Genomic DNA, 12,765 nt, shown 5'->3' with positions numbered 1-12,765 from the left:
CGAGCAGGCCGGCAATCCGGCCCGCGCCCCGGACCCAGCCCCGGGCGCGGACGCAGCCTCGGACCCGGACCGGCCGCTGGGCCTGCACCCGTACCCCGGCATGGACCGGCACCGGCGTTGGGCGATCATCACCGGCTTCCTCGGCGCGTTCCTGGCGATCCTCTCCGGTTTCCTGCCGGTCCACCAGGACACGACGCAGGTGCAGTGGACCGCCGGCCCCGACTACGCCTCCGTCACCTCGCCGCTCGTGTCCGGGCGGCCGCTCGACCTGACCATCTCCGCGCCGTGCGGCCCGCTGGCGCAGGTGCCGGAGAACTCCGTCGTGTTCTCCACGCTGCCCAAGGGGGCCCCGGGGCGGATCTCGGACGGGCTGGTGGTGCAGCGGTCCAGCGACGCCGCCGGTGACCCGGTGATCGAGGTGGTGGTGCGCAACCGCACGCTGCTGTCGGTGCCGCTGGACACGCTGCGCGACTCCGACTGCCAGACGCTCAACGTGCGAGCGGAGACCGGCATCCTCGTCGCCGAACTGACCGGGATGGAGCAGGACCCCGAGGACGCCGAAGACGGGGAGAACCCGGTCCGCGCCGCCGTGCCGGGCAGCATGCGACCGCAGGTCACCGGCATCTTCACCGACCTGACCCCCACCACCGCCCCCGACGGGCTCGGCGAGTCGACCGTCGAGGTGACCGTCGACTCCCGCTACTCCTCCAGCCCGACGCTGCTCAAGCAGATCCTCATCCTCGTGGGGATCGCGGCGACCATCGCCTCGGTGTGGTTCCTGCACCGCCTCGACCGCATCGACGGCCGCACGCACCGCCGGGTCGTCCCGCGCTCGTGGCTGCGCCTGTCCGGGGTCGACGGCGTGGTGATCAGCATCCTCACGTTCTGGCATTTCGTGGGCGCCAACACCTCCGACGACGGCTACCTGCTCACCATGGCGCGTTCCGCCGGGCCGAGCGGCTACATGGCCAACTACTACCGGTGGCTCGGCTCACCCGAATCGCCGGTGGGCTGGTACTACGAGATCCTGCGGGTGTTCGCGGAGATCTCCACCGCGAGCCCGTGGATGCGGCTGCCCACGCTGGTGTGCGGAATCCTGTCCTGGCTCATCATCAGCCGCGAGGTCATCCCCCGCCTCGGCCGCCTCGCCCGGACGTGGCGGCGCTCGCGCTGGACCGGGGCGGCCCTGTTCCTCGCGTTCTGGATGGCGTTCAACAACGGTCTGCGGCCCGAGCCGGTCATCGCCCTGGGCGCACTGCTGACCTGGTCGCTGGTCGAGCGGTCCATCGCCACCCGCCGGCTCATGCCCGGGGTGCTGGCGATCGGCGTGGCCGCCTTCTCCGTTGGCGCCGGGCCCACCGGACTGATGTGCGTCGCCGCGCTGGCGGCCGGCGCCCGCGAGTTCATCCGGATGGCCCGCCGCCGCGCGAGGGTCGTGGGCTGGGCCGCGATCATCGGGCCGGTCCTGGCCGTCGGGCTGGCGCTGCTGTTCACGGTCTTCGCCGACCAGACGGTGGCCGCCGTGCTCGAGGCCACCCGCATCCGCACCGAGCTCGGCCCGAGCCTGCCCTGGTACGGGGAGAAGGAACGCTGGGAGTCCCTGTTCGGGGTTTCCGCGGACGGCGGCGTCGCCCGTCGGTTCCCCGTGCTACTCATGCTCATGTGCCTGGGGCTGGTCACGGCCGTCATGTTGCGGCGCGGCAGCATCCCCGGCGCCGCCGCCGGCCCGTCGCGCCGCCTCATCGGGGTGCTCGCCGGGTCGCTGCTGTTCCTGGTGTTCACGCCCACCAAGTGGACCCACCACTTCGGCGTCTTCGCCGGTCTCGCCGGGGCCCTCGCCGTGCTGACCGTGATCGCCCTGCGCTCCTCCTCGGTGTCGCTCGCGCGCAGCCGGTGGGTGGTGTGGGCGGCACTGTGCCTCGTGGTGGGCCTGTCCACCGCCACCGACAACACCTGGTGGTACGTCTCCGACTACGGCATCCCCTTCTCCGACTCCTTCCCCGCCGTCGCCGGGATCCAGATCCAGTACGTCGCCTTCCTCGGCGGATTCGCCTGCCTGATCATCGCCGGCCTCATCCACATCGGATTCCTTCCCGACGAGCCCGGCCGCGCCCTGTGGCGCAAGATCACCGTGCGACTGTCCTTCCTGCGCTCCCGCCCCGACACGCCCGCCGCGCGCAAGCGGGACGGCCGCGGCATCGACGGGGCACCGCTGACCGTCGTGGCCTTCTCCGTCGTGATCTTCGAACTGTGCTCGGCCGTGATCGCGGTGTTCATCCAGTCCCCCGCCTACACGGTCGGTCGCGCCAACATCCGCGCGATCTCCGGCGAGCCCTGTTCCCTGGCCGACTCGGTGCTCGTCGAGGAGAACTCCAACGACGGCATCCTCTCCGCCATCGGCGCCGGCCCCGAGATCTCGCTCGGCGCCGGCGTGGTCAACGGCTTCGCACCCAACGGCCTGCCCGACTCGATCACCGTCGAGAGCGCCGAGACCTCAGGCTCCCTCGCCGAGGCCCAGACCGACGAGCGCGACCCCGACGACGGCGTCGACGCCGGCACCACCGGCGGCCGCGGCTCCCTGACCGTCAACGGTTCCACCGTCGCCCTGCCCTTCGGTCTCGACCCGGAGACCACACCGGTCCTCGGTTCCTACCGTCGCGGGCCGCAGGTCGCCGCCGAGCTCACCTCCGCCTGGTACCGCCTGCCCGCCCGCAGCCCCAACCGGCCACTGCTGGTGATGGCCGTCGCCGGCCGGATCGGCGCCGGAGACCTGCGCATCGAGTACGGACGCCCGGGCCACGTCGGCGCCGCCGGCCCCACCGATTTCGAGGTGATGGGCTCCATGACCCCTATCGACATCGGACCGTCCCCCGCATGGCGAAACCTGCGGATCCCGCTCGAGTCGATCCCGGAGGACGCCGAGGTCGTCCGGATCGTCGCCCAGGACAACAACCTCGACCCGGACCGCTGGCTCGCCGTCACCCCGCCACGAAATCCGCAACTTCGCACGCTCGACGAGGTCGTCGGCCACGACGATCCGGTCCTCATCGACTGGGTCGTGGCTCTGGCCTTCCCCTGCCAGCGACCGTTCGTGCACAACGGCGGCGTCGCCGAGATCCCCCGCTACCGGATCCTCGCCGACCGCGAATCCTCCGCGGCCGCGAACTGGTGGCAGAGCGCCAACGGTGGCGGGCCCCTGCTGTGGACCACCCAGACCGTCGAGGCCGTCACCGTCCCCACGTACCTCGACCATGACTGGTCACGCGACTGGGGTTCGCTGCAACGGTTCGAACCACTGGACCCGACCGCCACTCCCGCATCGCTACTCCGGAGCAGCGACAGGCGATGGGGCTGGACCACACCCGGCCCGATGAACTGATCGTCGCCTAGAATCTGGCGACGTGTCAGACTCTTCCTCCGCCGCGGGCTCCGCCGCGTCCTCGGACCCCGACCCGGCCGCGCCTTCGGCGTCGGATCGGGCGACGTCCGCGCTCGCCTCCGACCCCCGGGTCACCCGGCTCCGCATCATCGCCATCGTCAGTGGCCTGGTGGGCACCCTGTGCTTCCTGGCCCTGCCGTTCCTGCCGGTCGCGCAGACCAGCTCGTCGGTGCAGTGGCCGCAGAACGGGTCAGTCGAGTCGGTCACCGCGCCGCTCATGGCCCACACACCGCAGGAGGTCACCGCGACCATCCCCTGCGCGCTGGTCTCCGATCTCCCGGAGGACGGCGGTATCCTGCTGTCCACCGCGCCCGCCGGCGGTGAGGAGGCCGGGGAGCGCGCACTGTTCGTCCGCGCCTCCGCCGACACGGTCGACGTGGTCTCCCGCAGCAGGCTCATCGCCTCCGCGCCGCGCGAGCAGGTCCAGGCCGGTGACTGCGGGGTCCTGACCCTGGTGGCCGGACCCACCTTCGTCGAGGCGTCCTTCGACGGCATCGAGGACCCGGCCGCCACGGGCCGCATCGACGCCGATGACCTGCGCCCGATGGTCACCGGCATCTACACCGACCTGCCGCTCGACACCGCCGTGCCGGCCGAGCTCGCGGTGACGGTCGACGTCGACTCCCGGTTCACCACCGATCCCACCGCGCTGAAGTGGGTGGCGATCATCCTCGGCCTGCTCTCCACCGCCGTCGCCCTGTGGGCGCTGCACGGGCTCGACCAGACCGACGGCCGGCGCAGCCTGCGGTTCCTGCCGCGCGGATGGTTCCGACCGCGCCTGCCCGACGTGGCGGTGATCGGCACCCTCGGCGTGTGGCACTTCATCGGCGGCAACACCTCCGATGACGGCTACATCATGACCATGGCCCGGGCCGCTGACCCCGCTGGCTACATGGCCAACTACTACCGCTGGTACGGCGTGCCCGAGTCGCCGTTCGGCTCGCCCTACTACGACCTGCTCACCCTGTTCTCGCAGGTCTCCACCGCCAGCCCGTGGATGCGACTGCCCGCGCTGATCGCGGCGATCCTGTGCTGGCTCGTCATCAGCCGCGAGGTCCTGCCCCGCCTCGGCCGGGCCGCCCGCACCACCCCGGTCGTCGTGTGGAGCGCCGCCGCGGTGTTCCTCGCGTTCTGGATGGCGTTCAACAATGGCCTGCGGCCCGAGCCGGCCATCGCGCTGGGCGCGCTGCTGACCTGGGTGTCGGTGGAACGCTCGATCGCGACCCGCAGACTGCTGCCGTTCGCGGTGGCCGTGATCATCGCCTCGTTCTCACTGGCCACCGGTCCCACCGGGCTGATGGCCGTCGCGGCCCTCATCATGGGGCTGCGGGGCGTCATCCGCACCATCGTGGTGCGCGGCAAGCGGATCGGCTCCTACCTCGCGCTGGTCGCCCCAATCCTCGCGTCCGGAACCATGGTGCTCATCTGCGTCTTCGGCGTGCAGACGCTCGCGTCGGTCCTCGAGGCCATCCGGGTGCGCGGCGCGATCGGCCCCAGCCTGAGCTGGTTCGAAGAGTTCGTCCGCTACTACTACCTGATGATCCCGACGGTGGACGGGTCACTGTCCCGCCGCCTGCCGGTCCTGCTGGTGCTGCTGTGCCTGGCCATGGTGGTCGGGACGCTGCTGCGCCGCGGCAAGGTCCCCGGCGCCGCCTCGGGCCCGGTGTGGCGCCTGGTGGGCGTCGTGGTGGGCACCGCCTTCTTCATGATGTTCTCCCCCACCAAATGGACCCACCACTTCGGCGTGTACGCCGGGATCGGTGCAGCGATCGCCGCGCTGGGGGCACTCGCCATCTCGGCGTCGGCGGTACGCACCGCCCGCAACCGCACCCTGTTCCTCGGCGTGATCCTCATGGTCCTCGCGCTGGCCTTCGCCGGCCCCAACGGCTGGTGGTACGTCTCCAGTTACGGCATCCCCTGGTGGGACAAGGCCCCGAGTGTCAGCGGGATCAGCGCATCCAACGTCCTGCTCGTGCTGGCGATCCTCACCTTCGCCTTCGCCGGTTGGCAGCACCTGCGCCGCGACTACACGGGGGACCAGGCGCCCAAGACCTCGGCGGGCCGCCGCCGGATGCGGACCATCGCCGCGGCCCCGATCGCGGTGGTCGCGGGCCTGCTGGTCATCTTCAACGTGGCCTCGTTCGTCAAGGGCGTCCAGAAGCAGTTCCCGGCCTACTCGATCGCCGCGGGCAACGTCTCGGCGCTGGCCGGGAACCCGTGCATGCTCGCCGATCGCGTCCTGGTGGAGCCGGATGCCAACGCCGGCATGCTGACCCCGCTCGACGCTCCGCGCCTGCCCGACGGTTCCGTCGACCCGCAGGCCCGCGCCGAAGCGCTCGAGGCCGGCGGGAACACCGGCTTCACCCCGAACGGCGTCGCCCCGGACCTGTCCGCCGACGCGGTGGTCTCCGATCCGGGTGCCGCCAACACGACCTCTGATCCCGGCGGCGGTCCGTCGGTCAACACCGGCGAGAGCGCCGGCACGGGCGGCGGTCGTGGCGCCGAGGGCGTCAACGAGTCCACCGTGGCACTGCCATTCGGCCTGGACCCGGCCACCACCCCGGTGCTGGGTTCGCACTTCTCCGGCCCACAGCAACAAGCCGAGCTCGAAACGGGCTGGTACGAACTCCCCGAGAACCGCGAGGCGCACCCGCTGCTCGTCATCTCGGCAGCCGGTCGTATCGGCCGCTTCGACGCCGACGGCATCTACAAGTACGGCCAGTCCGTCACCGTGGAGTTCGGCCGGGACACCGGCAACGGCGTCGAGATAGTCGGCGCACCGATCGTGCCCTACGACATCGGCCCCGCCCCGACCTGGCGGAACCTGCGGGTGTCCATGGAGGACGTGCCCGCCGACGTCCAGGTCATGAGGATCCGGGTCGACGACGCCGACCTCACCCCGGACCAGTGGGCCGCCATCACCCCGCCACGGGCCCCGGAACTCCAGACGGTCCAGGAGATGGTCGGTTCCGAGTCGCCGGTCCTGCTGGACTGGGCCGTGAGCATGCAGTTCCCGTGCCAGCGCCCGTTCTCGCACTTCGCGGGTGTGGCCGAGCTGCCGGAGTTCCGGATCCTGCCAGACCGTCCGCTCGCGGTGAGCGCCACCAGCACGTGGATGTCGTACGAGGGTGGCGGCCCGCTCGGCTGGGTCGAGACCGCGCAGCGCGCGCGCACGATCCCGTCGTACCTGCGTCACGACTGGAACCGGGACTGGGGCTCGATCGAGGCCTACACCCCGCTCGGCACCTACCAGGACGCGCCGCCGCAGCCGGCCGAGCTCACCCTGGAGACGGTGACCCGCTCGGGCTTCTGGTCGCCGGAGGGTCCGATCCTGGTGACCAACCCGGAGTAGCCCCGGCGCAGTAGCCCTCCGGGCCACTCCCCTACTCCCCTGCAGCCGCGCCACTCAGGTGCATCCGCTCCCGATATATCCGGAGCGGATGCACTTGGACGGCGCGGCTGCGTCGTTCATGCCCGTCGCCCCCGCTGCAGCGTCGTTAGCGCTAGCGCAGCCCGCTCGGCCGGGCCCAAACCCAGCCCCTGCCATCGACAGCACACAGCCCGCGGGTGAGTTTCCACCCACGGGCTGTGGTCGTTCAGTGCGCCGGAGCTCTCAGCCCTGAGGCGATGAGACCCAGTGCGCCGCCGCCTGGTCAGCGACGGTCGCCTGCGATCAGAGGGAGTACTCGCCGCGGTTGCTGGCGGCGCGACCCTCCTTGAGGACCAGAAGGATGTTGTCGTGATCGGCCAGCGAGTCGATGTCGGCCAGGGGATCGCCCTTGACGACGACGACGTCGGCGAGCTTGCCCTCCTCCAGGGTGCCCAGCTTGTCGCCGAGGTCGCACAGCTCCGCCGAGGTCTTGGTGCCCGCGACGATCGCCTGCATCGGGGTCATGCCACCGAACTTGACCAGCGCGCCGAGCTCACCGAGCGTGTCGCCGTGATCCGGGACCAGACCGGCGTCGGTACCGACGGCGATCTTGATGCCCGCCTCCACGGACGCCTTGAGCGAGTCGTGGGCCAGGGAGTGCCACTTCTCGCTCTTGGCCTTGGCCTGCGGGGTGGCCGTGTCCGGCTTGAGGGTCTCGATCAGCGTCGGCACCAGGAACTGGCCGCGCTCGACCATCTCCTGCCGCAGCTCGTCGTTGAGGGCGTAGCCGTGCTCGAGACTGTGCACGCCACCCTGGACGGCCGCCTGGATGCCGGCGAACCCGATCGCGTGGGCGGCCACCTTGCGGCCACCGTAGTTGTGGGCCTCCTCGACCAGCGCGGAGACGATGTCGATCCGGGCGCCCAGCCAGTCCGGGTCGTCCGAGGGCGAGGTGACGCCGCCGGAGGAGGCGACCTTGACCACGTCGATGCCGTCGCGCAGCAGGCCACGCACGTGCCGGCGGGCCTCGTCGACCGAGTCGACGAGCAGGCCACCGACCAGGCCGGAACCGTCGATGCCCGACGGGATGTGGAAGTCGGCATGGCCGCCGGTCTGGGAGAACATCTTGTCGGCGACCAGCAGTCGCGGGCCCTCGAGCAGGCCGTTCTTGACGGCCTCGCGGACGCCGACGTCGACACCCATCAGGTCGCGGACCGTGGTCACGCCGGCCTCGATGGTGACCTTCAGGCGGCTGATCAGCTCGAAGTAGCGGTAGGACGGCGGGACCATGGCGGCCATGATCGGCGAGCCCTTGGTACCGGGAAGGGACAAGTGGACGTGGCAATCGAAGAAGCCCGGGGTGATGGTGTTGCCACCCACATCGACCTTCGTCGCGGAGTCGTCGGCCTGCGGGGCACCGTCTGCCGGGCCAGCGTAAGAGATCTTGCCACCGTCGATCACGACCACGGCGTCGGCGATCGGATCCCCGCCGGTGCCATCGATCAATCGGGCGTTGTGCAGAATAGTCGTCGTCATAAGCGGCATCTTATCCACGGGTTGCCCGGTCTGAATCGGTTTTGGCGGGGAGTTCGCCCCTGCTTCCGTCATCGTTCCAACACCTGTCGAACAGAAATCGTCGAGCGGCAGCCGTCAGGGGACGGCTACCGCTCGACAACCGCGCGCCCGTCATATGCACTCGGGCGGGGTGGGTTCCTGATCGTTGGTCAGCGCTGGCCCGACCATCCGCCTTCCGGGATGTGCGACAGCGGAGACAGGATGCCCTTCCACACAACCTCGTCGAGGTGCGGCAGTTCCGACTTCTCGCGCTCGGACAGTCCGTACCCATCCGGGTTCTCGAGAACCTTGTGGAACTGGACGATTCGACTGTCGTAGCGGTCCTCTCCGAGGGGTGCGTTGACGATGTACAGCGGCAGCGTCTGGACGTGATCCCACGAGACGTAGGTACCGCCACCGGTCACGACCTTGGCGATGTCGAACTTGATGGCGTAGGTGAGCTTGGAGTTCCGGCTTTCCGGGTGATAGCTCACGAAGTCGCCGAAGGCATAGGTGACCAGTGCCTTGGGCTTGTCCGGCCCCCGATCGATGGTCTGGGCGGGCTGCGGCACGTGGGGGTGGTTTCCGAGGATCACGTCGACGCCTCGCTCGACCACCTCGCGGGCGGCATCGGTGACGTTCGGGTGGGGGTACATCTCGAACTCCCAGCCCCAGTGGCAGTAGGCGACGATGAACTCGGCGCCCTTGGCCTTGGCGGCCGCCACATGCGCCTCGACCAGCGCGTAGTTGGGCCCCGGGTCCACGTCGTTGAACCGCACCTCGTTGACGAGGTACTTCTGCCCCTCGGGGACCGGCCGACCGTTGAGGTCGAAGGTGAAGGTGAGCAGCCCTATCTTGATGCCGTTGCGCTCGACGACCACCACGTCATCCTGGCCGGCCTGGTCGCGGGCGGTGCCCGAGTAATCCGCGCCCGAGGCATCCAGCAGGTCCAGCGTCGCCAGGAGGCCCTCCGTGCCCCAGTCGTTGGAGTGATTGGTCGCCGTGCTGAAAAAGTTGATCCCGGCCTCGTTCCGGAATTTGTCGAACATCTCCGGGGAGGTGTTCATCTTGAACGGTTGGCCCGCCTCGTCGCCGTTGCGCCCCGCAGCCTGTGCTCTGTACACGGTGGACTCGAGGTTGGAACTCACGATGTCCGCGCTGCTGTAGAAGTCCGTGATGTCCTCGAACAGTCGCCCGGTGTTGGCGGGGGTGAGGACGTCGACCGCCAGCAAGTCGCCAGCGCACGAGAGGGAGACCCGGGAGACCGACTCCACTGCGGAGTCGTCCATCGTCACGCTGTTCTGCAGCACCTGTCCCCGGAAGAACTCCTCCAGACCGGAACCGGGCTGCGCCACCTCGAGCTGGTTGAACCAGTACCGGTACACCCACTTGAGCTTGTCGGCGGTGCTGTGGGCGATGTCGTAGACGCCGGTCTCCGGCTGCGGGAAGTGGAAGTCCTCGTAGAACACGTAGCTCGCTGTGATGATGGCCAGTCCGGCCAGTCCGTGACTGTAGTCCTTTTTGACCTCTCCGGCGATCTTGAGAACCGCTTTGATCCGTGGGTCGCCCTGTGTGGCTCCCCCGTCGGCGTCACCGTGATGGGCGAAGTGCTTCCGGACTGCTTCGGTGAGGAATCCGGCCGCGTGCCGGGCCGAGGCGATCATGTCGTCGTTGATCTTGCCCGGGATATGCGCGCGGGCGTCCTCGACGAGAGCCAAGACCTCGGGATGGATGGTGGCGGCATGCGCGAGCGATGGTTCGGCGCTGACGATCCACCCGAACAGTTGACGGGTCAGTGCCTTGTCGGCATCGGAAAGGGTCTCGACCATCTCGAGTTCGCCGGTGGAGACGCGGCGTAGGACGTCCAGCACCTTGGGCCCGTGATGGGTGAGCCGGTCGACGATCGCGTGGACCAACTCCGCAGAATCCGCCGGCAAAGATGGGAGTTTGTTCATGTGCGCGACTCTAACCACCGCCCGGCGATGCCGCGGCGAGTTTGCCGTACGGACCGCACCCGTCTCCACCGATTTCACAGGGCCCCGCCGCAGCGCGGCAGGGCCCTGGTGATCAGGATGTCCCCGAGGACGGCTCGACCGGCCGCCGGAGTCGTGTTACAGCGGCGCGATGGGGTGCTTGCGCGGCGGCTCGTTGCGGATCTTGTCGCGGAGCTGCTTGAGGGCGCCACGCAGGATCAGCCGGGTCTCGGACGGCTCGATCACGGCGTCGATGTAGCCCCGCTCGGCCGCGGTGTACGGCGTCGCGATGAACTCGTTGTACATGTCGATGAGCTGCTGACGGAGCTTCGGCCCCTCCTCCGGGCCGGCCTCCTCGATCTGCCGCCGCTGCAGCAGGTCGACCGCGCCCTCGGCGCCCATCACGGCGATCCGGGCGGTCGGCCACGCGAAGTTGAGGTCGCCACCGAGGTTCTTGGACCCCATCACCGCGTACGCGCCGCCGTAGGCCTTGCGCACCACGAAGGTGACCTTCGGGACCGAGCTCGCGGCGACCGCGTAGCCCATCTTGGCGCCGCGGTGGATGATGCCCAGCCGCTCCTGCTGGACACCCGGCAGGTAGCCGGGGGTGTCCACCACGTAGACGATCGGGATCGAGTAGGCATCACACAGCAGCATGTGCCGGGTCGCCTTCTCCGAGGCGTCGATGTCCAGCGCACCGGACAGGTGCAGCGGCTGGTTGGCCACCACGCCGACCGACTGTCCGTCGACCCGCGCGAAGCCGGTGATCATGTTGGGCGCGAACTGGCCGGAGGTCTCGACGAACTCGCCGTCGTCGAACATCCGGATGAGCACGTCGTGCATGTCGTACGCCGCGTTGTCCGAGTCCGGGATGATCTCGTTCAGCGACCGGTCGGACTCGGTGATCTCCGGCTCCAGGCCCGGGTTGATCAGGGGTGCCTTCTCCGCGGCCGAGGAGGGCAGGTAGCTGAGCAGGTTGCGCACGTACATGAACGCCTCGTGCTCGCTCACGGCGACGTGGTTGACGTTGCCGTTCTTGGCCTGCTGCAGTGCCGAGCCGAGATCCTCCATGGAGATCTCCTCGCCGGTGACCTGCTTGATCACGTCGGGGCCGGTGACGAACATGTACGCCTGGTCCTTGACCGCAACGACGAAGTCGGTGGTCACGGGGGCGTACACAGCGCCGCCGGCACACTTGCCGAGCATGATGGAGATCTGCGGGATGTAGCCGGACGCCGGATACTGCCGCTTGGAGATCTCCGAGTAGTAGGCCAGCGAGGTGACGGCGTCCTGGACGCGGGCGCCGCCCGAGTCGTTGATGCCGATGATCGGGCAGCCGACCTTGATGGCGAAGTCCATGATGGCGCAGACCTTCTTACCGAAGCCCTCGCCGACCGATCCGCCGAACACGGTGTTGTCATGCGCGTACACCACGACCGGGCGGCCGTCGATGGTGCCGCGGCCGGTCACCACACCGTCGCCGTACGGGTTGTTCACGTCGCCGGGGGCCTTGGCAAGCTGCCCCATCTCCACGAAACTGCCCGCGTCGAGCAGCTCGTCGATGCGCACGCGCGGCGGGGTCAGTCCCGCGGCATCACGCTTGGCCTTGGCGCGCTCACTACCCGGGTCCTGCGCCTCTTCGATCTTGAGCCGCAGGTCCGCGAGCTTCTCTGCGGTGGTCTTCGCCGTCACGCGTCCGGTCCCTTCAGTACGTCGGAGTCGAGTTCGGAGAGTCGACGTGCCAGATGCTTACCGACCGTACCGACTACCGGCTCATCAACGATTGCCAGGTGGTCTCCCGACAGGTGGACGATCTCCAGTTCGGTCACGATCTGGGCCCAACCGCCGTCCGGATCGACGTGCGCGTAGCGGGGCTCGAGCTCGATGGCCCCGTCGTGCATCCGCTCCGCGCGGTACAGGACGAACGGAACCTCGGCCCCGGTCCCGGCCCAGTTGGTCAGGTCGGCGCTCTGCAGGATCCGGTTGTCCACGAAGCTGGCCCGCTGGTGCTCGATCACGCCGCCGCCCATGGCGTTGGCCTCGGAGCCCATCGCCTCGAGCAGCATCGCCAACACGCCGTCCTCGCCGTGCTCGGCCAGGAACTCGCGCGGCACCTGAACGTCGAGTCCGTAGGTCTTCTTGGCGAACTCCGAGTAGCGCTTCCAGCGCGCCTCGGCCTCATCCAGCGTGTCCGGCACGGCCTCCGACGGCTGCACGGTGTCCAGTAGAACCACCAGTGCGATCTCGTGGCCCTGCCCGCGCAGCTGCTGCGCGACCTCGACGGCCAGTGCGCCGCCGAAGGACCAGCCGCCCACCGCGATGGGACGGCCGCCGGCGATCTCGCGGATGCGGTCGAGGTAGCTCGCCGCCCGCTCCGGGAGCGGGCCCTCGGTGCGCTCGACGCCGTAGACGGGGGTGTCCGCGGCGAG

6 protein-coding genes are annotated in these 12,765 nt (G+C 69.5%); 2 read left to right on the top strand and 4 right to left on the bottom strand.

The features are described from left to right. Both G6016_RS10050 and G6016_RS10045 read left to right on the top strand, forming a co-directional pair. The coding region (locus tag G6016_RS10050; RefSeq protein WP_338403576.1) for an arabinosyltransferase domain-containing protein at positions 1-3,379 on the top strand (3,379 nt) is incomplete at its 5' end. Positions 3,380-3,401: 22 nt separating this feature from the next. Beyond that, entirely contained in the window at positions 3,402-6,791 is a 3,390-nt protein-coding gene (locus G6016_RS10045; RefSeq protein ID WP_182632527.1) for an arabinosyltransferase domain-containing protein, read from the top strand. Positions 6,792-7,112: 321 nt separating this feature from the next. On the opposite strand, the gene G6016_RS10040 is transcribed toward G6016_RS10045, so the two are convergent. From G6016_RS10040 to G6016_RS10025, 4 genes are all read right to left on the bottom strand, one after another. Then, the gene (locus tag G6016_RS10040; RefSeq protein WP_182632526.1) at positions 7,113-8,345 is read right to left on the bottom strand and encodes an amidohydrolase family protein; all 1,233 of its coding nucleotides are present in this window, start codon (positions 8,343-8,345) and stop codon (positions 7,113-7,115) included. A 188-nt stretch (positions 8,346-8,533) separates the two neighbouring features. Beyond that, positions 8,534-10,318 carry a CapA family protein gene (locus G6016_RS10035; RefSeq protein ID WP_206682302.1) on the bottom strand — a complete coding sequence of 595 codons (1,785 nt, stop codon included), beginning with the start codon at positions 10,316-10,318 and terminating at the stop codon, positions 8,534-8,536. Positions 10,319-10,474: 156 nt separating this feature from the next. Then, positions 10,475-12,028: a carboxyl transferase domain-containing protein gene (locus G6016_RS10030; protein WP_182632525.1), complete on the bottom strand. Its 1,554-nt coding sequence runs from the start codon at positions 12,026-12,028 to the stop codon at positions 10,475-10,477. Beyond that, on the bottom strand, positions 12,025-12,765 hold a 741-nt coding region (locus tag G6016_RS10025), incomplete at its 5' end, for an alpha/beta fold hydrolase (RefSeq protein WP_182632524.1). The genes G6016_RS10025 and G6016_RS10030, both read right to left, overlap by 4 nt.

Origin of the sequence: Dietzia aerolata, assembly GCF_014144865.1 — a bacterium.
GTDB lineage: Bacteria > Actinomycetota > Actinomycetes > Mycobacteriales > Mycobacteriaceae > Dietzia > Dietzia aerolata.
Note: the sequence above shows the minus strand (reverse complement) of the source record. Positions and strands in the feature narration are given on the sequence as shown.

Excerpts from the sequence above, each read along its gene's own strand:
- G6016_RS10040 (WP_182632526.1), bottom strand. The coding sequence starts at position 8,345 with ATGACGACGACTATTCTGCACAACGCCCGATTGATCGATGGCACCGGC.
- G6016_RS10035 (WP_206682302.1), bottom strand. The coding sequence starts at position 10,318 with ATGAACAAACTCCCATCTTTGCCGGCGGATTCTGCGGAGTTGGTCCAC.